At 70.6% G+C, this 21,148-nt stretch carries 17 protein-coding genes; 7 read left to right on the top strand and 10 right to left on the bottom strand.

The window, feature by feature from the left end; all coding sequences use genetic code 11:
* Positions 1 to 31: 31 nt before the first annotated feature.
* A complete protein-coding gene (locus tag ACQHII_RS44790; protein ID WP_427924669.1) occupies positions 32 to 1,519 on the bottom strand; it encodes an esterase in 1,488 nt (495 codons plus the stop codon).
* Positions 1,520 to 1,654: 135 nt separating this feature from the next.
* Complete coding sequence (locus tag ACQHII_RS44785; protein WP_427924668.1) at positions 1,655 to 3,490, bottom strand: glycoside hydrolase family 15 protein; 1,836 nt, start codon at positions 3,488 to 3,490, stop codon at positions 1,655 to 1,657.
* Positions 3,491 to 3,646: 156 nt separating this feature from the next.
* On the opposite strand from ACQHII_RS44785, the gene ACQHII_RS44780 reads away from it, so the two are divergent.
* From ACQHII_RS44780 to ACQHII_RS44765, 4 genes are all read left to right on the top strand, one after another.
* Positions 3,647 to 3,844, top strand: coding sequence for a hypothetical protein (locus ACQHII_RS44780; protein WP_427924667.1), 198 nt, complete (start codon positions 3,647 to 3,649; stop codon positions 3,842 to 3,844).
* An 89-nt stretch (positions 3,845 to 3,933) separates the two neighbouring features.
* The gene (sthA, locus tag ACQHII_RS44775) at positions 3,934 to 5,337 is read left to right on the top strand and encodes a Si-specific NAD(P)(+) transhydrogenase (protein ID WP_427924666.1); all 1,404 of its coding nucleotides are present in this window, start codon (positions 3,934 to 3,936) and stop codon (positions 5,335 to 5,337) included.
* Between the two features lie 223 nt (positions 5,338 to 5,560).
* Complete coding sequence (locus tag ACQHII_RS44770) at positions 5,561 to 7,033, top strand: APC family permease (RefSeq protein WP_427924665.1); 1,473 nt, start codon at positions 5,561 to 5,563, stop codon at positions 7,031 to 7,033.
* A gap of 10 nt (positions 7,034 to 7,043) precedes the next feature.
* On the top strand, positions 7,044 to 8,003 hold the full coding sequence (locus tag ACQHII_RS44765; RefSeq protein WP_427924664.1) for a hypothetical protein: 960 nt from the start codon (positions 7,044 to 7,046) through the stop codon (positions 8,001 to 8,003).
* Between the two features lie 4 nt (positions 8,004 to 8,007).
* Here the strand turns inward: ACQHII_RS44765 and ACQHII_RS44760 are convergent, their stop codons facing one another.
* The 3 genes from ACQHII_RS44760 to efeU form a co-directional block, all read right to left on the bottom strand.
* Entirely contained in the window at positions 8,008 to 9,171 is a 1,164-nt protein-coding gene (locus ACQHII_RS44760) for a HoxN/HupN/NixA family nickel/cobalt transporter (protein WP_427924663.1), read from the bottom strand.
* Between the two features lie 133 nt (positions 9,172 to 9,304).
* A complete protein-coding gene (gene efeB / locus ACQHII_RS44755; protein WP_427924662.1) occupies positions 9,305 to 10,576 on the bottom strand; it encodes an iron uptake transporter deferrochelatase/peroxidase subunit in 1,272 nt (423 codons plus the stop codon).
* A gap of 50 nt (positions 10,577 to 10,626) precedes the next feature.
* Positions 10,627 to 12,660 (bottom strand): iron uptake transporter permease EfeU, encoded by a 2,034-nt coding sequence (gene efeU / locus ACQHII_RS44750; RefSeq protein ID WP_427924661.1) that lies wholly within the window; start codon positions 12,658 to 12,660, stop codon positions 10,627 to 10,629.
* Positions 12,661 to 12,879: 219 nt separating this feature from the next.
* On the opposite strand from efeU, the gene ACQHII_RS44745 reads away from it, so the two are divergent.
* The 3 genes from ACQHII_RS44745 to ACQHII_RS44735 are packed head-to-tail and all read left to right on the top strand — an operon-like array spanning position 12,880 to position 14,875.
* Positions 12,880 to 13,557 (top strand): DedA family protein, encoded by a 678-nt coding sequence (locus tag ACQHII_RS44745; RefSeq protein WP_427924660.1) that lies wholly within the window; start codon positions 12,880 to 12,882, stop codon positions 13,555 to 13,557.
* On the top strand, positions 13,557 to 14,159 hold the full coding sequence (locus ACQHII_RS44740; RefSeq protein WP_427925543.1) for a phosphatase PAP2 family protein: 603 nt from the start codon (positions 13,557 to 13,559) through the stop codon (positions 14,157 to 14,159). Before ACQHII_RS44745 ends, ACQHII_RS44740 begins: the two co-directional genes overlap by 1 nt.
* On the top strand, positions 14,156 to 14,875 hold the full coding sequence (locus ACQHII_RS44735; RefSeq protein WP_427924659.1) for a phosphatase PAP2 family protein: 720 nt from the start codon (positions 14,156 to 14,158) through the stop codon (positions 14,873 to 14,875). Before ACQHII_RS44740 ends, ACQHII_RS44735 begins: the two co-directional genes overlap by 4 nt.
* Positions 14,876 to 15,050: 175 nt before the next feature.
* On the opposite strand, the gene ACQHII_RS44730 is transcribed toward ACQHII_RS44735, so the two are convergent.
* From ACQHII_RS44730 to ACQHII_RS44710, 5 genes are all read right to left on the bottom strand, one after another.
* On the bottom strand, positions 15,051 to 17,162 hold the full coding sequence (locus ACQHII_RS44730) for a glycoside hydrolase family 36 protein (RefSeq protein ID WP_427924658.1): 2,112 nt from the start codon (positions 17,160 to 17,162) through the stop codon (positions 15,051 to 15,053).
* A 14-nt stretch (positions 17,163 to 17,176) separates the two neighbouring features.
* Positions 17,177 to 18,031 (bottom strand): proteasome subunit beta, encoded by an 855-nt coding sequence (prcB, locus tag ACQHII_RS44725; RefSeq protein WP_427924657.1) that lies wholly within the window; start codon positions 18,029 to 18,031, stop codon positions 17,177 to 17,179.
* Positions 18,032 to 18,105: 74 nt separating this feature from the next.
* Positions 18,106 to 19,059 carry a lysylphosphatidylglycerol synthase transmembrane domain-containing protein gene (locus tag ACQHII_RS44720; RefSeq protein WP_427924656.1) on the bottom strand — a complete coding sequence of 318 codons (954 nt, stop codon included), beginning with the start codon at positions 19,057 to 19,059 and terminating at the stop codon, positions 18,106 to 18,108.
* Positions 19,056 to 20,537, bottom strand: a complete 1,482-nt coding sequence (locus ACQHII_RS44715; protein WP_427924655.1) for a hypothetical protein — start codon at positions 20,535 to 20,537, stop codon at positions 19,056 to 19,058. The genes ACQHII_RS44720 and ACQHII_RS44715 overlap by 4 nt, the downstream gene beginning before the upstream one ends.
* A gap of 164 nt (positions 20,538 to 20,701) precedes the next feature.
* Positions 20,702 to 21,142 (bottom strand): Lrp/AsnC family transcriptional regulator, encoded by a 441-nt coding sequence (locus ACQHII_RS44710; protein WP_427924654.1) that lies wholly within the window; start codon positions 21,140 to 21,142, stop codon positions 20,702 to 20,704.
* Positions 21,143 to 21,148: the final 6 nt, after the last annotated feature.

Raw genomic sequence — 21,148 nt, 5'->3', positions numbered from 1 at the left:
GGCTGCGGGCACCGACGCACTCCCCTCCTGCCTACTCGTCGATCGCCGCCCCGAACCGGGCCGCCTTCGCCGCACCACCGAGGTCCGCCGCGCCGTAGAGCGAAGAGCCTTCCGCGAGCAGCCCGTTGGGACCGGCCGGGAGCAACCACACATAGCCGTCACCGGAGTTCTCGCCCGTCGCGGAGGCGACGAGTTCGGCGCGGCCGTCGCGGTTCGTGTCGGCCAGGCGGACCTGGGCGCCCCAGGCGTCATCGGCCTCGGCGGTGCCGGGGATGTTCGCGGTGTTCTGGTCGAAGGACTGGGCGCCGGTCGCGGTCACGCCGTCGCGCGAACCGCGCAACAGCCAGACGGCGCCCGCGTCCTGGACGGTGCCGACGTCCTCGCCGGGCGCGCCGACGGCCACGTCCGCGTAGCCGTCGCCGTCCACGTCGCCGACGGACAGGTCGTTGCCCCAGGCGTCGCCGTGCTCCGAAGTGCCGGGCACGCCCGGGGAGTTCTGCGACCACCAGTCCGCGGGGCCGGTGGGGCCCTTCGAACTGCCGTAGTAGACAGCGATCTTGCCGCCGTCGTCGCCCTCGGCCCTGTCGTCGGCGCTGCTGAGCTGGCCGAGCACCAGGTCGTCGTAGCCGTCGTGGTTGATGTCGCCGGAGGCGGTGCCGAGGCCGCCGTTGAGGTCCTGACGGTATGTCAGCGAGGTCTCGCCGCCCGCGTAGAGGGCGGACCAGCCCTGCTGGTAGTCGTCGTCGGGGCTGTAGCCGGAGATGACCAGGTCGGCGAAGCCGTTGCGGTCGTAGTCGCCGGTGGTGAGGTAGGCGGGCTGGAGGCGGTGGCCGCCGGGGTGGGTGGTCGTGTTCAGGGCGCCCATCGTGTGCAGGATGCCGGTGTGATAGGTGAAGATCTGGGCGCCGTTGTCGTCGAGTACGGCCATCTCGTCGGTGTCGGTCGCCCCGGTGAAGCGGGCCGCCGCCACGGACTGGCCGAACCGGTCGCCGGCCTTCGGGGTGGCGGAGGTGAAGGAGTCGTTCGCCTCGGCTCCGAGGCCCGCCTTGGAGCCGTAGAGGACGGTGACGCGGCCGGCGTCCTCGACCGTGCCCTCGTCCTCGCCGGGCGCCCCGATGATCGCGTCGTCGTAGCCGTCGCCGTCCACGTCACCGGTGGCGATCGCCTGGCCGAAGGAGTCGTAGGTCTCCGAGGTGCCGGGGACGCCGGGCGTGGACTGGCTGATCACGGCCGTACGGCCCTTGGGGACCGTGTTGTTGGTGGCGATGCCGTTCGGGGCGCCGTACTGGACGGTGACGTAGCCGGCGCCCTCCTTGCCGTCGACGGTGCCGCCCGGCGCGCCGATCAGGACGTCGTCGTAGCCGTCGCCGTTGAAATCGCTGTTGCGGTCGACGGCGCTGGTGCCGCCCGGGACGCCCGCGTAGCTGGCCGGGGCGGCGACGATGCCGGCGCCGGCCAGGAGCAGGAAGGTCGCGGACGCGACTGCGGCGGAGACCTTCTTGCGTGACACGTTCGTCATGATGTGTTCCCCCGTGGGTCAAATTTGTTGCGGTCAGGGGGTTCGACACGAGACGTACGGCGGTAGTTGTGGTGCCAACGCGTGCTGTGACACCTCGGTGACGATTGTTGCGCACCACAGACGGACTCGGACGGATCAGCCGAGCGCCCGGTCCAGGTTGAACGCGGCGCTGATCAGGGCGAGATGGGTGAACGCCTGGGGGAAGTTGCCCTGTTGCTCGCCGGTGCGGCCGATCTCCTCGGCGTACAGGCCGAGATGGTTGGCGTAGGTGAGCATCTTCTCGAAGGCGAGCCGGGCCTCGTCCACGCGGCCGGCGCGGACCAGGGCCTCGACGTACCAGAAGGAGCAGATGGAGAACGTGCCCTCGTCGCCGCGGAGTCCGTCGGGGCTGGCCTGCGGGTTGTAGCGGTAGACGAGGGAGTCGGAGACCAGTTCCTCGGTCAACGCGTCCAGTGTGGAGAGCCACTTGGGGTCGGTGGGGGCGATGAACTTCGCCAGCGGCATCATCAGCAGCGCGGCGTCGAGGACGTCGCTGCCCTCGTACTGGACGAAGGCCTGGCGGGTCTCGGACCAGCCGCGGTCCATGATGCGGCGGTAGATGGTGTCGCGGCAGCCGCCCCAGTACGGCAGGTTGGCGGGCAGGCCGCGGCGGTTGGCGAGGCGGATCGCGCGCTCGATCGCCACCCAGCACATCAGGCGTGAGTAGAGGAAGTTCTTGCGGCCGCCGCGGGTCTCCCAGACGCCCTCGTCGGGCTGGTCCCAGTGGACGCAGACCCAGTCGACCAGGGCGCACACGTCGTCCCACTGGGCGCTGGAGATGGGCTCGGCCCACTTGTCGTAGAGGTAGATGGAGTCGATCAGGGCGCCGTAGATGTCGAGTTGGAGCTGGTCGGCGGCGGCGTTGCCCACGCGGACCGGGGCGGATTTCTGGTGGCCCTCGAGGTGCGGGAGTTCGCGCTCGGTGAGTTCGGTGCGGCCGTCGATGCCGTACATGATCTGGAGCGGGCCGGAGGGGTTGCCGTCGCCGGGGCTGATGTAGCGGGACACGAACTCCATGAACGCCTTCGCCTCGGTGGTGAAGCCGAGACGCAGCATCGCGTAGACGCAGAAGGCGGCGTCGCGGATCCAGACGTAGCGGTAGTCCCAGTTGCGCTCGCCGCCGAGCTGTTCGGGGAGGCTGGTGGTGGGGGCGGCGACGATCGCTCCCGTGGGGGCGTAGGTCAGCAGCTTGAGGGTGAGGGCCGAGCGGTGGACCATCTCGCGCCACCGGCCCCGGTAGCGGGACTGGGACAGCCAACGGCGCCAGTAGGCGACGGTCGTGTTGAACTCGTCCTCGGCCTCCGTGCGCGCGCAGTTGCGGGGCGAGACCTCGCCGTCGACCTGGTCGAGGGCGAACACCTCGGACTCGCCCTCGTCGAGCTTGAAGTCGGCCCATACGTCGACCTCGTCGCACTCCAGGGGGACGGTGGCGGTGAGCGCGAGGGACTTCTCGGCGGACTCGAAGAGGGCCACGTCGCCGAGCATCCGCGCGGTGTGCGGGCTGGCGCCGTAGTCGAACCTGGGTGCGACCTTGATCCGGAACGGGACCGAGCCGCGTACGCACACCACGCGGCGGATCAGGCGGTGCCGGGCCGCCTCGTCCGACTCGCCGGTCACCGGCATGAAGTCCTGGACCTCGCCGACGCCGTCCTCGGTGAAGAACCGGGTGATCAGGACGTTGGTGTCGGGGAAGTAGAACTGCTTGGTGCGGGCGGGCACGGCGGCGGCCAGCTCGAAGGAGCCGCCGCGCTCCGCGTCCAGGATCGCGGCGAAGACGCTGGGGGCGTCGAAGGACGGGCAGCAGTACCAGTCGATCGTGCCGTTGGTGCCCACCAGGGCCACGCTCCGCAGATCGCCGATCAGTCCGTGCTCGGCGATGGGCAGATATCCGGGTCCGGTGGGGGTGTCCTGTTCGGGCGGGGTCTCGACCATCGCGGCAGCCTCCCTGGTTCGGGCCCGCGCGGGCCGCTTCCAAGCTTAGGTTCACGTGCTCCGTCGGCCACTCTTCCGGATGCACACTGGGGGCGGGCGAGGAATCGTGGGAGTGGGACCCACGGCACTCACCCGGTCTCAGGCGAGGAGGCACCCATGTCGACAGCGCGACCCGATGAAAACGCTGACCGCGCCACTCCGGACGCTCTGCTGCACACCCGTACCGGTACCGAGGTGGCCCCGGAGGACGTGGTCCTGGCGGCCGGCCGGGACGTCACGCCCGAAAGCCTGGAGTGGGCCCGGCGGAAGATCAAGACGGAGGGGGCGGCGGCGCTGGAAAAGCTGCTTCCCTAGGGCACCCAGCTGCCGATGGACCGTCTTGTCGACACCTGGTTACCCGTTCACCCTTTCGGAGAAGGCGCTCCGGCTGACAGACTCCGGAGGTGCCCGACTTCGACATGCTTGTCATCGGTTCAGGACCGGGTGGCCAGAAGGCCGCCATCGCCGCGGCCAAGCTCGGCCGCCGGGTCGCCGTCGTCGACCGCCCGAACATGGTGGGCGGCGTCTCCATCCACACCGGGACCATCCCCTCCAAGACCCTGCGCGAGGCGGTGCTCTACCTCACCGGCCTCACCCAGCGGGATCTGTACGGGCAGAGTTACCGCCTGAAGGACGACATCACCGTCGGCGACCTCACCGCGCGGACGCAGCACGTAGTCAGCCGCGAAGTGGACGTCATCCGCAACCAGTTGTCCCGCAACCAGGTCTCGCTGTTCGCCGGCACGGGACGCTTCGTCGACCCGCACACCATCGCGCTGACCGAAATCACCGGTCACGAACGGCTGTTGACCGCGGAGAACATCATCATCGCCACCGGTACGCGTCCCGCGCGGCCGGACACCGTCGAGTTCGACGGGCAGACCATCATGGACTCGGACAACGTCCTGGACCTGCCCAAGGTCCCCCGGTCCATGGTCATCGTGGGGGCCGGTGTCATCGGCATGGAGTACGCCTCCATGTTCGCCGCGCTCGGCAGCAAGATCACCGTGGTGGAGAAGCGCGCCGGCATGCTCGACTTCTGCGACCTGGAGGTCATCGAGTCGCTCAAGTACCACCTGCGGGACCTCGCCGTGACGTTCCGTTTCGGGGAGACCGTGGCCGCCGTCGAGCGGCACGCCAACGGCACGCTGACAGTGCTGGAGAGCGGCAAGAAGATCCCGGCCGACGCCGTGATGTACTCCGCCGGACGGCAGGGCCTGACCGACGAACTCGACCTGGACAAGGCCGGGTTGTCCGCCGACCGGCGCGGCCGGATCGACGTCGACGAGAACTTCCGTACCTCGGTCCCGCACATCTACGCCGTCGGCGACGTCATCGGCTTCCCGGCGCTCGCGGCGACCTCGATGGAACAGGGCCGTACGGCCGCGTACCACGCCTGCGGTGAGCCGGTGCACCGCATCGACGACCGCCAGCCGATCGGCATCTACACCATTCCGGAGATCAGCTTCATCGGGAAGACCGAGGACCAACTCACCGAGGAGTGCGTGCCGTTCGAGGTCGGGATCTCCCGCTACCGGGAACTCGCGCGCGGCCAGATCATCGGCGACTCGCACGGCATGCTGAAGCTGCTGGTCTCTCCCGCCGACCGCACCCTGCTCGGCGTGCACTGTTTCGGCACCGGTGCGACGGAGCTCATTCACATCGGCCAGTCGGTGATGGGCTGCGGCGGAACGGTCGACTATCTCGTGGACGCGGTCTTCAACTACCCGACGCTGGCGGAGTCTTACAAGGTCGCGGCCTTGGACGCGACGAACAAACTGCGGCAGATCGACCGACTCGGCGACTGACCGTTCACAGGAGATTACTCGCTGGTCAATCTTGAAAGGTCAAGCGGTACGGTTATCATCACACCCACACACGGTGTGACCGTCCGCCGACGCAGCGGTTAAGCGGTATCCGCCATTCCCTTCCGTTGTTCCGACCGGCCAGGGACCCGAGGCCACCCCTCTCCGGGTCCGGGGCCGGTCCGCGCAACTCCGCACGTCGTGCAAGACGGAAAGCAGCGCAACCATGAGCAACAACAGGGGCAGAGGGCTACAGGCCAACGCCCTCGGCACGTTCGACACCGTGGTGATGGCCGTGGCGGGCAGCGCCCCGGCGTACTCGATCGCCGCGACCACCGCGGTCCTGGTCGGCGCGGTGGGCCTGGCCAGTCCGGCCGCCCTCCTCTACTGCGCGATACCCATGCTGGGCATCGCGCTGGCCTTCAGCTATCTGGGCCGGATCGATGTGAACGCGGGCGCCAGCTACTCCTGGGTGGGGCGCACCCTGCATCCCTTTCTGGGCTTCATCAGCGGCTGGGCACTGGTGATCTCCGCGACCATCTTCATGGTCGCCGGGTCACTGCCCGCCGGGTCGATGACCCTGTCCCTCTTCGACGAAGGCCTCGCGGACAACACGGCGTTGTCGACGGTCGTCGGCGCCGCCTGGTTCGTGATCATGCTGCTCGTGGTGCTCGGCGGCGCCCGGCTCACGGTCCGGGCCCAGCTGATCATGTCCGGTGTCGAGCTGGGGATCCTGGCGCTGTTCGCGGCACTCGCCGTCGTCCACACCGACAACGCCCAGGTCTTCGACTGGTCCTGGCTGGGCTTCAGCCACTTCGACGGGGTGTCCGGCTTCGCGTCGGGCGCGCTCATCGCCGCGTTCTACTACTGGGGCTGGGACGTCACCAGCAACCTCAGCGAGGAGACCCGCAACAGCCGTCGTACGACCGGGCTCGCGGGCCTGATCGGCGTCGGCATCGTGTTCCTGCTGTTCGAGGTGTTCACCATCGCGGTGAACGTCATCCTGTCCTCGCGGCAGATCGAGAGCAACGACGCCAATGTGCTGGCCGTGCTCGGTGACGAGATCTGGCCGGGCTGGGGCGGCAAGCTGCTGATCGTGTCGGTGATGCTGTCCACGATCGCGACCCTGGAGACCACGCTCATCCAGGTCACGCGGTCGCTGTTCGCGATGGGCCGCGACCGTACGATGCCGGCCGCGCTGGGCCGGGTGCACCGCACCTGGAACACGCCCTGGGTGGCGATCGTCGTGGTCGGCGGGGTGGCACTGGCGATGTTCATCGCCTCCAACGCGCTCGGTTCGGTGGGCGAGATCCTCGCCGACGCGATCTCGGCGATCGGCTTGCAGATCGCCGTGTACTACGGCCTCGCGGGCCTCGCGGTGGTCGTCGCCTACCGCAAGATGCTGTTCAGGTCGGCGGGGAACTTCCTCTTCGGCGGGCTGTGGCCGCTGTTCGGCGCCCTGTTCATGTTCTGGATCTTCGTCGAGTCGCTGAGCAGCCTGAGCACTCCCGCGATCGCGATCGGCATCGGCGGCCTCGCCGTGGGCCTGATCCCGATGCTCTGGTACTGGCGGCAGGGCAGCGACTACTACCGGCCCGCGCGGCTCGACGCCACCCGCGCCGTGGAGACCGACTACGTCCCCGACGACTTCGTGCCCGAACAGTCCCGGGTCCACCAGGGTCTTCCGACGGACTTCTGAGGGGCACCCGATGGCGCGAGACCGCTACACCCCCGACTTCGACCCCGACTGCGGGGACGCGCTCCTCAGTTCGGCCCGGCAGGACATCGTCATCGGCCGCTGGCAGGGCCTGCGGGACCTGCTGCGGAACACCGGTGCGCACTGGCTCGCCCGCGGCCACCGCGTCCGGATGCTCGCCCAGGCCTGCGCGAGCAGTTCGACGGTCGAGTCGTGGCTCGCCGCCGAGCCCGGCAGCGGCGACGCGCTCACCCTGCGGGCGGCCACGGAGACGGCTCGGGCCTTCAACCTGGCCATCGCGGCGGGCCGGGGCGTGCCCATCGACCGCAACCGCATCGACGCCGCCGTCATGGCCTGCCTCCAGGCCGCGGAGACGTACCCGGACGACCCCACGCCGTGGATCTCCCTGATCTCCGTCGCCCGCCTCTATCCGTCGGGCGTACGGCGGCAGGAACTCGCCCGCTGGTGGGACGAGTTGCACAAGCGTGACCCCTACAGCGTCGAGGGCCACCTCCAGGTCCTCCACTACTACTCCTCCCGCTGGCACGGCAGCCACGGCCTGATGTACGACTTCGCCCGCGACGCGGCGGGCGTGGCACCGCCCGGCTGCGCGCTGCCGGTGCTGGTGCAGTACGCGCGGGTCGAGGAGTACCGCTTCGCCCTCAACTCGGCCCTGGGCCAGCAGGCCGCCGTGGGCCTCGGCCAGCACTGGACGCACGACGGCGCCGTCAGCGACGTACGCCGGACCTGGCAGCGCTGGATCGCGGCCCGCGAGGAGGGCGCGATCGCGCCCGGTGAACTCCGTGACCTCAACTACCTCGCCCACGCGGCCTGTTACGCGGGGACGAAGGACGTGGCGGCGGCCGTGCTCGGCATGATGGGGCGTAGGGCGACATCGACGCCCTGGTCGTACACGGGGGACGCGGAGAAGCAGATCGTGAAGTGGCGGAAGGATGTGGGGGTCCGGTCCTGACGGCCTACTCGGCGGGCCGCTCCGCCGGCTGGGCCAGGCCCGCCGTCCACTTGTCCTCGATCCGGCCGAACTTCCAGACCAGCAGGGCCACGGCCCAGGTCGCGAAGAAGAGGCCGACGATGACGAAGCCGATGACGTTGAGGTCGAGGCCCGCGATCCAGTCCCAGAAGAAGCCGTGCAGATCGAGCTTCTCGGCGAACAGGCCCAGGAGTTCGACCGTGCCGATGATCAGGGCGACGGCGACGGACAGGCCGGTGATCGTGAGGTTGTAGTAAACCTTGCGGACCGGCTTGGAGAAGGCCCAGCCGTAGGCGAAGTTCATGAACGTGCCGTCGATCGTGTCGAGCAGCGACATGCCCGCGGCGAACAGCACCGGCAGGCACAGGATCGCGTACCAGGGCAGGCCGGACGCGGCGCCCGAGCCCGCCAGCACCAGCAGCGCGATCTCGGTCGCCGTGTCGAAGCCCAGACCGAACAGCAGGCCCAGCGGATACATCTGCCAGGACTTGGTGATGGACTTCATGAAGCGGCCCAGGATGCGGTTCATGAAGCCGCGGTTGTTCAGGTGCTCCTCAAGTGCGGCCTCGTCGAAGTCGCCCGAGCGCATCTTGCGGAACACCTTCCAGATGCCGGCCAGGATGACGAGGTTGATGCCGGCGATGACGTAGAGGAAGGTGCCCGAGACGGTCGTACCGATGAGGCCGGTGACGTTGTGGAGCTGGGAGTTGTCGTCGCGGACCGGGCCCGCCAGGGCCTTGACGCCGAGGGAGAGCAGGAGGGTGAGGCCGAAGACGATGCTGGAGTGGCCGAGCGAGAACCAGAAGCCCACCGACAGGGGCCGCTTCCCCTCGCTCATCAGCTTGCGGGTCGTGTTGTCGATGGCCGCGATGTGGTCGGCGTCGAACGCGTGCCGCATGCCGAGGGTGTACGCGGTGACGCCCATGCCGATGCCGAAGGACTTCTGGCCGACGCTGTAGTGCCCCGGCGCGACGATCCACACGAGCGTGAACCAGCCGATCACGTGCAGCGCCAGGATGAAGCCGGCCATCCCGCCGACCCTGGTCCACTCCTGCCGCGTCATGGACGTACGGACGCGGTACCAGACCGACGGCCGCGAGGTCGCGGCCGTGACGGGGAGGGTCGGAGCGGACTCGGGAGCGGCCGTCATCGAGGGGTCTTTCTGCCGGGGACGAGGTCGCGAACTGCAACCTCGTGCCATCCTCCCGTACCTGCAACCTATTCGCAGTAACGGTCGGCAAAGTCCACGGCAGGTCTTGCCCAAGGGAAAGGAAAATGCCTGGTCAGATTGCCAGCAGGCCCCTCCCCAGCCAGTCCTTGGCGTCCCGCACGCCGGGCAGCGCGTAGAAGTAGCCGCCGCCCGTCGGGGAGATGTAGTCGACCAGGGGCTCGTCGATCAGCCGGGTCTGAGTCGCCTCGAACTGCCGCTTCACGTCCTGCTGGTAGCAGCAGAAGACCAGGCCCATGTCGAGGTTGCCTACGGTGTCGATGCCCCGGTCGTAGTTGTAGCCGCGGCGCAGGATGCGCGAGGTGTCGGTGGCCGCGGTGCGCGGGTTGGCGAGGCGGATGTGGGCGTCGAGAGGGATCGCGGTGCCCTTGGGGTCCTTTGCGTAGTGCGGGATGTCCGTCTCCTTGGCACCGTCCAGCGGGGCGCCGGTGTCCTTGCGGCGGCCGAACATCAGCTCCTGTTCGCTGAGTGAGACCCGGTCCCAGAACTCGACGAGCATGCGGATGATCCGGATCACCTGGTAGCTGCCGCCGCTCGCCCAGGCGGGCTCGCCCTGTCCGTCGCCGACCCAGATCAGCCGGTCGGTCTCGCGCGCGGACTTCACGTCCGGATTGGCTATACCGTCCTTGAAGCCGAGCAGATTGCGCTGGGCGCCCGTGGGGCGCGGGGTGTTCTGGAAGCCGTCGATGCGCCACTTGATCTGCATGCCGCCGCGGGTGTGCCGGGCGATGTCTCGCAGCGCGTGCAGCACCGTGTCCTGACGGGCGGCGCACACCTGGAGGGAGAGGTCGCCGTGGCACTCCGCGGCGCGCAGGTTGTCGTTCGGGAAGGTCTTCATGGGGGTCAGCCGGCTCGGCTTCGCCTTGGCGAGGCCGTAGCGGTCGTCGAAGAGGGACGCGCCCACGCCGACGGTCACCGTGAGGGCGTCGGCGGGGACCTCCGGTCCGAGGATGCCGTTGTCGGCGGGCGGCGCTCCCACGCCGAGGTCGGCGGGGGTGCCGCCGGAGGTGAGGAAGCGGGCCCGTTCGGTGATCGTGCGCAGCAGGTCGGCCAGTTCGGCGCGGTTGTCGGCGATCACGTCGAGGGAGACGAAGGTCGCGGCGGCCGGCGCCGGGGTGAGGATGCCCGCCTGGTGGGTGCCGTGGAAGGGCACCTTCGCCGCGTTCGTGGTGTCCGCGGCCTGCGCCTGGGCCGTGCCGCCGGTTTCGGCGAGCGCGAACGCCCCGCCGGCCAGCACCGCTCCGGCGGCCCCGGCACCGAGCGCCGTCCGGACGAAGGAGCGGCGGCCGGCTCCGGCCGGGCAGCCCGGGGTTTCGGCAGTCGACATCGGACGGTTCCCTTCACTACGGCCAGTGCTGTTCGTGTTCTCGGCGCTCATCAGGCGGACTTCCTGATCTCCAGCAGGTCCGGCACCGGGGCCAAGTCCTCCAGCAACTGCCCGGTGGCACCGTTGAGTCGGGCCCTGTCCGGCCGGCTCAGTTGTTCGACGGGGGTCCAACTGCCGCCGTGGTGCGCCGAGTCGAGCAGCTTCTGCAGCCGGGCCACGGCGGCGTCGACGGTCGGGAGCAGCGTCGTGGACTCCTTGGTCAGCAACGGCCTGAGTACGGCGAGGAGTTCGCGGGTGCCGGCGAGGTTGCTGTCGACGGTCGCGAGGTTGGTCCCGCTGCCCTCGTCGGTGTCGCCGGTGAGTTCGAACTGGAGGGCGTTCTCCAGGATTTCGTGGGCCCGCAGCGGAAGGTCGCCCGGGTCGAAGTCCTGGGTGGGGAACGCCTTGCGCAACCCCACGACGGCGGTGGCGAGTTGTTGCGCGGGCACCTTCAGCTCGCCCGCCGACTGGCCGTGCCACAGCCCGTACTCGATGCGGTGGAAGCCCGCGAAGTCCTTGTCGTCGACTCCCCCGGCGAGCCCGTCGGCCCGGCCGTTGATCTTCTGGTCGAAGTCCTCGAACGTGCCGTAGGCGGCACCGAGCGAGGAGTAGGTGCGGTGCGCGGTCAGCCAGTCGGTGCGCGCCTTGCCGAGGTGGTTGCCGGCGATGTCGGCGCTGAGCTGCCGGGTCTGGGTTTCGAGGGTGGCCAGGCCCTGGTCGACGTACACCTTGTAGGCCTTGAGGGGCGTGGCGAGGTCGTTCTCGGAAACGGGGACGACCGCCTTCACCGTCCCTCCCCCGCCGCTGACGTGCACGGTGGCCGAGGTGACGGCCTTCGCCCCGGTGGGGACGCAGCGCCAGGCGTACGAGCCGCCCGCGACGGTGGCGACCAGGTCCCGGGTGGTGCCCGGCGCCAGGCCCTCGACCTCGCCGTAGACCGCGCCCGAGGCGGGGTCGATGAGGTACACCTCGGACGTCTTGTCGCCGGTGTTGTGCATCTGGAAGGTCTGGCGTCCGGTGGCGGGCGCGGTGAAGCCCTTGCCGCACTCCGTCTCGGAGACGGCGACCGTCTGGGAACTCGCGGGCTTGGGGCGGGCGAAGGCGACGACGAGCCCGGCCACGACGGCGGGTACGGCGACCACGGCGACGGGGACCACCCAGACGGGACGGCGGCGCGGGGACGACACGGCCTCCGGTGCGGGCGCCGGTTCCGGCTCCGGTGTCTTGACCGACTCGCCGCGCACTCCCCGTACGAACAGCGGCAGGACCACGGCGAGATAGCCGACGTAGCCCACCACCTGGAGCCAGGTCATCGTGGGCATCAGGTTGAACACGCCCTGGATGAGGGTGCTGTACCAGGAGCCGGCGTCGACGCTGCCGCTGAGGTCGAAGGCGTAGGTCGTCAGGCCGGGCAGGACGCCGCCCTCCTGGAGGTCGCGCAGGCCGTAGCCGAGGACGCCGGCGGCGATGACGACGAGGACGATGCCCGTGGCGGTGAAGAACCTCGTCAGGTTGATCCTGAGGACCCTGCGGTACAGGCCCCAGCACAAGCCCGCCGCGAGGACGAGGCCGATGGCGGCGCCGGTCAGGGGGCCGGAGGACTCGCCGGCCGCGCGGGCGGTGGTCCACAGGAAGAGGGCCGTCTCCAGGCCCTCGCGGCCCACCGCGAGGAACGACGTGAGCATCAGGACGCCCGCGCCCATGCCGAGGGCGCCGGTCACCTTCTCCCTGATCTCGCCGGAGAAGGTGCGGGCCGAGCGGCGCATCCAGAAGACCATCGCGGTGACGAACGCGACGGCGATCACGCTGAGGACACCGCCGAACGTCTCCTGGGCGGTGGCGGAGAGGTTGGCCGCGGTGAACGTGAGCACGGCGCCGAAGCTCAGCGCGAGGGCGATCGCGGCCAGCACGCCCGTCCACACCTGTGGCAGGCGGGACTTGGCGTCGGCGCGTACGAGCGTGGCGACCAGGATCGAGACGATGAGTCCCGCTTCCAGCCCCTCCCGCAGCCCGATCAGAAAGCTCGGAAACGCGTCGTCCCACATTGGGTGCGACCCCTCCTGGGTTAGTGAAGGCATGCCTTACTTCGCGGACCATCATGACTACATGCGTGTAGTCACTCGGTCATGAATCGGCAACGACCGGGCAAAAGTGCGGAACTCCTCGCGCGCTGGGATCGTCTACAGTTGAGTAGACCGTCTACAGATTTGTAGTCAGAGATGGATGTCATACGAGACATCCGACCGGCGAAGGGGCTCGCGACGATGACCACACCCTTGGACCTGGCGTCCCAGCTCGCCGTCAACGTGCTGGACGCCAAGTCGCTGCTGGCCGCCTTCGGTGTGCTGGGGGTCGGCGTGGTGATGTTCGCGGAGACGGGGCTGCTGATCGGGTTCTTCCTGCCCGGCGACTCCCTGTTGTTCACGGCGGGCCTGCTCTGCACGGGCGGCGCGGACCGAGCCGTGAAGCTGTCGCTCCCGCCGCTCCTGGTCGCGGCGGCGGTGGGCGCGCTCGCCGGAGCGCAGTGCGGCTATCTGCTCGGCCGGAAGGCGGGCGGCGCGCTGCTCACCCGCAGCCGCTCGACCCGCCTGCACGAAGGCGCCCGGCGCGCCGAGGAGTTGCTCGACAGATACGGCCACGCGAAGGCGGTGGTGCTGGCCCGCTTCGTGCCCGTGGTGCGGACGGTCCTGAACCCGATGGCGGGCGCGCTCGGGGTGCCCGTCCGGACGTTCACCGTGTGGCAGGTGGTCGGCGGTCTGGTGTGGAGCCTGGGACTGACGCTCGCCGGATACGCGCTCGGCTCCTCGGTCCCGAACGTCGACAAGTACCTGCTGCCCATGGTCGCGGTGATCGTGGTGGTGTCGCTGCTCCCCCTCGCCGTCGAGGTCCGCCGCTCCCGCCGGGCGGCCCGGGTGACGAAGGCCGAGGAGGCGCACGGATGATCCTCGTCGCCTTCCAGGGGTCCTCGATCGACGGCTCGGCCTACGAGGACGTGGTGAACTCGGCGCGGCAGGCGCCCGGTTGGCTCGACGACACGGTCACGGCCTGGTCGACGTACGGGCTCGCGGTGTTCGCCGTGCTGATGCTCGTGGGCTGGTGGCGGGCGCGCCGGGTGGGTGCCGAGGCGGCGCTCACGGCGCTGGCCGTGCCACTGGTCGTGGTGGCCGCGTACGGGATCGACACCCTGCTGAAGTCGCTGGTGCGGGAGAACCGCCCCTGCCAGAGCCTGCGGGTGGTCACGCTGGAGGCGTGTCCGGCGCGCGGCGACTGGTCCTTCCCCAGCAACCACGCGACGATCGCGGCCGCCGCTGCGGTCGCCCTGTTCTTCGTCTCCCGCCGGCTCGGCGCGCTCGCGGCGGTGGCCGCGCTCGCGATGGCGGTGTCCCGGGTGTGGGTCGGGGTCCACTATCCGCACGACGTCGTGGCGGGCGTCCTGGTCGGCTCGCTCCTCGCGTTCGGCGCGATGGTTCTGGTGCGGCGCCGTCCGAAGTCCCTGGTAAGGCGGATCACGGCCGGGCGGCTGCGACCGCTGGTGGTGTCATGAACCGCAAGGACATCGCCGAGCTGGCGGGCAGCGTGGGGGTGGGTGCCTGGACCGCGTTGGGTGTGCTGAGCATGGTCGTGATCGGGCGCGAGGGCATTCCGCTGTTCACCGACGAGGATCTGCTGTCGTGGTCCGTCGCCCACCGCCCGGACATGGCGGTGGCGGTCGCGCGCGGTGTGTCGGCGACCGGCACGGGCGTGGTCCCGTACGCCCTGGTCGTCCTCGCCGGACTCCTCACCGGCCGCACCGTCCGTCGGCGGCTGCTCGCCGCGGCCCTCGCCACGGCCTGCCTCGCCGCCGGACAGGGGCTGCGCTACGGCGTGATGACGCGGGTCGCGCGCCCCCGCCCGCCGCTGGCCGACTGGGCCGGACACGCCTCTGGCTGGTCGTTCCCCTCCGGCCACACCACCACGGCGGCGGTCACCGCCGGGCTGGTGATCCTCGCGATAGGTGTGCGTGCCCCGCACGGACGGACCGCGCTCTGTCTGGCCGTCGGCTGCTGGGGCGCCCTCGTCGGACTGACCCGCGTGTATCTGGGCGTGCACTGGTTCACCGATGTGCTCGGCGGCTGGCTGTTCGCCGTCGGCTGGCTCGGGGTGTGCCTGTGCGCGGCGGCCTGGTGGCTGCCGGCGTGGCTGCTCGCGGACGCGCCGGAGGCGTCGCACGGAGCCGTACCGCCCCGGGAGGAGCATGTGTCCCGGGGGCCTGTGTCGTAGCTGGTCGACATCCCCGGACGGGGCAGTGCCCGGCACTGCCGGTCGAACGCGCCTTTCCGGCGGCGTGCGCGCCGACTCCGTTCCCCGACGATCACCAATGCGTCATCCGTGCCACGCCGGATCGTCGGGTCGACCGCCGCCGGGTCGGCGAGTCAACTGCCGACGGGTCGGCGGGTCAACTGCCGTCCAGCCGAACGAGAACGGCGGTACCGGCCCGGGGCAGCGACACCGTCAGCCGCCCCTCGGCCGGGTCCCATTCGACCCCGGCGTCGGCGGTCGCCGGATACAGCACCACGGGGTCGACAAGAGCGCCGCGCAGGTGGGGAATGGCGAACGCGCGGTCCACGGCGCCGTCCGACTCCCGCCGCCACACGGTCACATAGGTGGACCGCGCGCCCCGCAGCCCCTGCGCGATCCACTCGTCGTCCCAGCCGGGCAGGCCCAGCGGCCAGAACGGGTGCGCGGCGCCAATCTCCGCCCGGACGTCCTTGTAGACGGAGAGCGCCGAGCGGACGAGGTCGAACCGCTCGTCGTCCATGCGGTCGAGGAATCCGGAGAGGTGGATACGGCCCAGCAGTGCGCCGGTGAGGGTGAAGGCGACCTCGTCCGGGCTCTGCTCGGGCTGCGGGTAGGCCCATACGGCGGCCTGCTCGGGGGCCGCGGCGGTGCCGGCCGAGGCGGCGATGGGCGGGTAGCGCAGCGGGTCCTGCTGGTCGCTGGTGGACTGGATCTGGGCCACGGCGAGTTGGGCGTAGTCCATGCGCAGTCCGCCCGATCCGCAGTTCTCCAGGACCAGTCGGGGATGACGGTCGAGGAGACCGGCCATCCAGTCGAGGTGGGCACGGTGATGGCCGAGCAGTCCCGCGCCCGCGCTCTCGGTGCCGTGCTCCGTGCCGGGCCCGATGTCGATGTTGTAGTCGAGCTTCAGATAGCCGACGCCCCACTCACCGACGAGCCGGTCCACGACCTCGTCGAGGTGGGCGCGGGCGGCCGGGTGCCGCAGGTCCAGGTGGTGCCGTCCATGCTCCGTGACGCGCAGCCCGCCACGCCGGAAGAACGCCTCCGGAGGCAGGGCGTCGGCCAACGGGCTCCGGACGCCGACCACTTCGGGCTCCAGCCACAGCCCAGGCGTCATGCCTTGCTTCCTGATGGCGTCCAGGACCTCCTGGATACCGCCCGGGAAGCGGGCGGGGGCGGCCTCCCACGCGCCGACTGAGTCCCACCAGCCCTGGGCGTCGTCGTCGTACCAGCCCGCGTCGATCACGAACACCTCGGCACCGGCGCTCGCCGCCGCCCCGATGAGCGGCAGGAGCCGTTCGGTGGTGGGGTCGCCCATCAGGGTGTTCATGTAGTCGTTGTAGATCACCGGGAGTTGGCGATGGTCGGGGTGGTCGCGGCGGATGGCGCGGCGGTAGTCGGTGAGGGTCGCGAAGGCGGCGTCCAGACCGCCGCTCTCCGCACGGACGAGGACGGCCGGGACGGTGCGGAACTCCTCGCCGGGGGTCAGGGTCTGGTGCCACTGGTGGTGGGCGTCGTCGGGCCCGAACAGGGCGACATAGGCGGCGCCTTCGCGCTCTCCGGTCTCGAAGCGCCAGCCCGCGCTGGACTCGATCTGCCACAGCCAGGCCCCGCCGTCGCGGTCGGTCAGCGCGGCGACCGGCAGGTGCCGTCCGGTGGACCAACTCCCTTGTGAACAGCGCTCGAAGCAGCCGCGCCCCTCGTGCCCGTGCACGGACCGGTTCAACGCCACGACCTCGTCACGAAACCGCGCCCGGCGCCAACGGCATTCGGCGAGCCAGCTGTTGTCCGCCCAGTGCAGGGTCAGGCCGTCGACTCCCGTGCCGGGGTCGGAGATACCGCCGAGGGTCAGGGTCGTCACGCTCTCCAACCGGAGCGGCTCGACGCCCTCGTTGACCAGCCGTACGCCCGCACGCAGGAAGCCGGCGCCCGCCTCCAGGGCGACCTCGGCGGCCAGCCCGGTCACGGGGTCCGCCAGCCGGATCGTCGTACGCTCCGTACTTCCGTCCCGTACGGTCTCGTGGTCGTCGTAGGCCAGGCGATCGCCGATGGCCGTCTCGATGAAGCGCTCCCCCGACCACAGGCGCCCGTGACCGGTCGCGGTGACCTCGACGAGCGGCACCAGGCTGTCCCAGTCCTGACCGGGCGCTCCCAGCCGGACCGCTCCGGCGGCATCGACGAGGGCGTGCAGCCCGAGCGTCGGATGCGACCAGACACGGGACGGCTCGGTTGTTCCTACGGCGCTGGTCGACGCGTTCTCGGCTTCCACCCGGACAGTTTCGCTCAGGGCGCGACGGTCGGTCCGTCCGGGTGGCTCAGGCGCCGTTCGACCATCTCGCGGGTCAGCGCCTCGGTCTCGGGCTCCGGCAGACGCTCGAAGCCGTCCTCGGTGATGACCGACACGATGGGGAAGATACGGCGGTTGATGTCGGGGCCGCCGGTGGCCGAGTCGTCGTCGGCCGCGTCGTACAGGGCCTGCAGCGCGGTCAGGGCCGCGTCGCGCCGGGACATGCCCCGGTGGAACAGCTTCTTCAGGGCGCCCCTGGCGTACGGGGAGCCGGAGCCCTCGGCGTGGAAGTCCGGCTTCTCGTAGGTGCCGCCGACGACGTCGAAGGTGAAGATGCGGCCCTTGGCGTCCTCGGGGGCGGCGGGGTCGTAGCCGACGAGCAGCGGTACTACGGCGAGGCCCTGCATGGCCTGGCCGAGGTTCTGGCGGATCAGGCCGGCGAGGCGGGTGGCCTTGGCGTTGAGGGTCATCGGGATGCCCTCGATCTTCTCGAAGTGGGTCAGCTCGACCTGGTAGAGCTTCACCATGTCGACGGCGAGTCCGACCGTGCCCGCGAAGGCGACCGCGGTGCAGTCGTCCGCGGGGTGGACCTTCTCCAGGTCGCGTTGTGCGATGACGTTGCCCATCGTGGCCCTGCGGTCGCCGGCGATCAGCACGCCGTCGCGGTAGGTGAGCGCCAACACCGTGGTGCCGTGCGGGAACTGGCCGTCCTTCGCGCGGACGCCGTCCGGGAAGGGGCGGCGGGTAGGCAGCAGCGCGGGCCGGTGCGCGGCCAGGAAGTCGGTGAAGGACGAGGTTCCGGGAGTGAAGAACTCCTCCGCCGGCCGGCCGCCGTTCTCGTTCCCTGCCATGCAACTCCCCCTAGCCCGTGGGTCGACAACTGGTCTCCTACCTGAACCGGCGGGTGGGGAAACGCCGTTCGGTGTCAGAGGTCCTTGCGGCGGACGAGTACCCCCAGCACCAACAGGCCGGGGATCAGCGGCAGCCATACGGTCAGCAGGCGATAGCCGAGGACGACGGACGCGGCGGCCGACGCCGTGGTTCCCGAGGCCGTGAGGGCGAAGACCAGGGCGGCGTCGAGGGAGCCGATGCCGCCCGGGGTGGGCAGCAGGGCGGCGGCGCTGCTCGCGGCGAGATAGAGCAGCGCCACCCGGGCCGGGGACAGCGGCAGTTCGACGGCCTGTGTGACGCAGATCAGCACCAGGGAGTGCAGCGCGGCGAAGGCCAGCGAACCGCCCCACAGGGCCGCCGCCCGCTGCGGCCTGGCGTGCACGGCCCGGATGTCGGCCAGCACCGCCGCGAGAGCGCGCCGACACCGGGGCCACAGTGGGCAGTTGAGCAGGACGGCCGCCAACGCGACGACGGCGAGCACGACCCCGACCACGCCCAAGGAGATGTGCGGGACGCGCAGCACACCTGGGCAGGCGGTGGCGAGGACGCCGATGAGCACGATCCGGACGACCACGCCGGCGGTCGCCTTCACTGCGAGGGCGCTGGCCGAGCGGCCGACCGGGAGCCCGCAGCGCATCAGGAAGCGCAGGTTGACGGCACCGGCGCCGAGCCCGGCGGGCAGCACGTGGTTGGCGGCCGACGCGGCGAACTGCGCGGCCACCAGCCGTCCGCCGGGCAGCCGTTGGGGCACCGCGCCCTGCTGGGCGAGCGCCGAGGACACCCAGGTCCCGAACGCGGCCGTCCCGGCCACCAGCAGCCACCCCTGATCGGCGACGGCGAGCCGCCCGGCCCCGTTCGCGAGCACGGGCCAGTGCCGCCGGAGCAGACAGAGCACGGCCACGAGCACGCAGAGTGTCAACGCGCCCTGCCAGTAGGCATGTCGGCGCCGGGTGCCGGTCGTCGCGGTGAGTTCGGGAGGTGCCGTCATGCGCCTCCGCCCGTCCTGGTGGTGGGTGCGACACGGATGTCCAGTGTGCCGTAGTGGTGGACGGACCAGTCGTGGGCGTACGCGGGCGGGCGGCTGCCGGCCGGTGTGATGTCGGCGACCGGCATACGGCGGGCGGTCCGGTCGATGGCGGTCCGGCTGGAGTTGGCGTTGTGTCCCCCGGTCGAGGCGGAGGCGCAGCCCGTGTAGAAGGCGACCGGAATGGCGTCCTGCCCGGTGAGCAGGCAGGGTCTGCGCACACCGAGGCGGTGGAGTTCGGCGGCGGTGCGGGACCAGTCGCGGTGCTGGGCGTTCGTACGGCTCACCGTGCGTTCCAGGACGGCGAGTTGTATCGCCAGATGCCCGGCGAGCCCCACCGCGAGCAGGGCCACCGCGACCCGCCGCCACGCTCCGGTCGGCCTGGTGACCAGCTGGATCAGCGCGTCCGCGACGGGGATCGCCACCAGCGCGTAGGCGGGCAGCAGGAAGCGCGGAGCCGCGTAGCCGATCATGAAGAGGTACGGAAAGGCGGCCGTCGCGGCGCAGACGAACGGCACGAGGGTGGGCGCGGTGCGCCGGGCGCGGACCGCGACGACCAGTCCGGCGACGGCGAGCACGGGCAGCACGAGCCACCAGACGTCGACCGCCGGGTTGGGCATGGCACCCGTGCACGGACGGCACAGGGCGCGTCCGCCCAGGCTGCGCAGCTGGTCGACGACCGCGAGGTGGAAGCCGAGTCCGCCCTCGATCGCCGAGGCGTCGTGCAGCCGCTGCGCCAGGCCGCCGTAGCTGACGAATGCCTCGACCACCCATTCCACGGCGCCGGAGGCGAGCCCGGCGAGCAGGACGGCGAGCAGCCGCCAGCGGCGTTCGAAGAGACAGAGCGCGAGGAGGGGCAGGGTCGCCCACACCGCGTCGGTCGGCCGCATCCACGCCATGAGGGACGCACTCGCCGCCAGGCCCCACAGGGGCGAAGGGCCGCCATGGTCGTCGCGGGCCCGCAGGAAGCAGCCCGCCGCGGCCAGGGCGCCCACGGCGACCCAGTAGTTGGGCATGGCCTGCGGGCCGTAGAAGAGCGTCACCCAGAGGGAGGCGAAGAGGGCGCCCGCCACGGTCAGCACACGGACGGGGAACAGCGTGCGCCAGGTGCGGATTGCGAGGAACAGGGCGAGGCCGGAGAGGGCGGCGAGGTAGACGCGGAGCAGGGTGGTGGACGAGGACCAGGAGGTGACGGGTGCGACCAGGAGGGAGATGCCACGGGCGCGGGGTGCGCTGAAGAAGGCGGCGGGGGCGTGCGCGCTGATCTGGCTGACGTAGACGGTCTCGTCCCAGCCGAGGCCCAACCCGGGCCGTACGAGCACCAGTTGGGCCAGGGTGAAGGCGGCGGCCACCAGCGCGAGGGGGTACTCCGAGCGGCCGGACGCGGTCGGCGGCCCGGGCCGCCGGGTCCCGGCGGGTGTGGCGTACGTGCTGCCGGACATGAACCACCCTCCCCCCTACAGTTTGTAGGGTTACCGGCACCCTACAGCCTGTAGGAGCGGAGGCGGGAGCCGGGGAAAACATGGACAAACTATCCCGCCAGGAGCCTGGCCGCGGACCGCAATTCAGCCAAGCGACTGACAGCCCCGCACGCCGCCGCCCTCCCCTACGGGCCCGGCTTGAGGGTTTTCATCGTGAAGTGCGAGGTGACGTTCTTGATCCCGGGGATCGTCATGACCCGTCGGCTGAGGAACGTCTCGTACGCGGGGAGATCGGCGACGGCCACGCGCACGAAGTAGTCGGGGTTCCCGAAGAGCCGGCGCAGTTCCAGGACCTCCGCGGCCCGCGCCAGTTCTTCCTCGAAGTGTTCGACGGTCTCCGCGTCCTGCGATTGAAGGCTGAGGTCTATCAGGACCTCGAAGGAACGGTCCACGGATGCCGGGTCGATCACCGCCCGGTAGCCGAGGATGACGCCGTCGGTCTCCAGCCGTTGCACCCGGCGCAGACAGGGCCCGGTAGTCAGTCCGACCCGCAGGGCAAGCTCCACGTTGGTCAGCCGCCCGTCCCGCTCCAGCTCGGCAATGATTGCCTTGTCAATTGCGTCCACAGCAAT

This window comes from Streptomyces sp. cg40 (assembly GCF_050320165.1).
Classification (GTDB): Bacteria; Actinomycetota; Actinomycetes; order Streptomycetales; family Streptomycetaceae; genus Streptomyces; species Streptomyces hokutonensis.
Note: the sequence above shows the minus strand (reverse complement) of the source record. Positions and strands in the feature narration are given on the sequence as shown.

Coding starts and splice junctions, on each gene's coding strand:
- ACQHII_RS44715 (WP_427924655.1), bottom strand. CDS start 20,537: ATGTCCGGCAGCACGTACGCCACACCCGCCGGGACCCGGCGGCCCGGG.
- efeB (WP_427924662.1), bottom strand. CDS start 10,576: ATGTCGACTGCCGAAACCCCGGGCTGCCCGGCCGGAGCCGGCCGCCGC.
- ACQHII_RS44760 (WP_427924663.1), bottom strand. CDS start 9,171: ATGACGGCCGCTCCCGAGTCCGCTCCGACCCTCCCCGTCACGGCCGCG.
- ACQHII_RS44785 (WP_427924668.1), bottom strand. CDS start 3,490: ATGGTCGAGACCCCGCCCGAACAGGACACCCCCACCGGACCCGGATAT.
- ACQHII_RS44790 (WP_427924669.1), bottom strand. CDS start 1,519: ATGACGAACGTGTCACGCAAGAAGGTCTCCGCCGCAGTCGCGTCCGCG.
- ACQHII_RS44745 (WP_427924660.1), top strand. CDS start 12,880: ATGACCACACCCTTGGACCTGGCGTCCCAGCTCGCCGTCAACGTGCTG.
- efeU (WP_427924661.1), bottom strand. CDS start 12,660: ATGTGGGACGACGCGTTTCCGAGCTTTCTGATCGGGCTGCGGGAGGGG.
- prcB (WP_427924657.1), bottom strand. CDS start 18,031: ATGGCAGGGAACGAGAACGGCGGCCGGCCGGCGGAGGAGTTCTTCACT.
- ACQHII_RS44720 (WP_427924656.1), bottom strand. CDS start 19,059: ATGACGGCACCTCCCGAACTCACCGCGACGACCGGCACCCGGCGCCGA.
- ACQHII_RS44780 (WP_427924667.1), top strand. CDS start 3,647: ATGTCGACAGCGCGACCCGATGAAAACGCTGACCGCGCCACTCCGGAC.
- ACQHII_RS44765 (WP_427924664.1), top strand. CDS start 7,044: ATGGCGCGAGACCGCTACACCCCCGACTTCGACCCCGACTGCGGGGAC.
- ACQHII_RS44735 (WP_427924659.1), top strand. CDS start 14,156: ATGAACCGCAAGGACATCGCCGAGCTGGCGGGCAGCGTGGGGGTGGGT.
- ACQHII_RS44770 (WP_427924665.1), top strand. CDS start 5,561: ATGAGCAACAACAGGGGCAGAGGGCTACAGGCCAACGCCCTCGGCACG.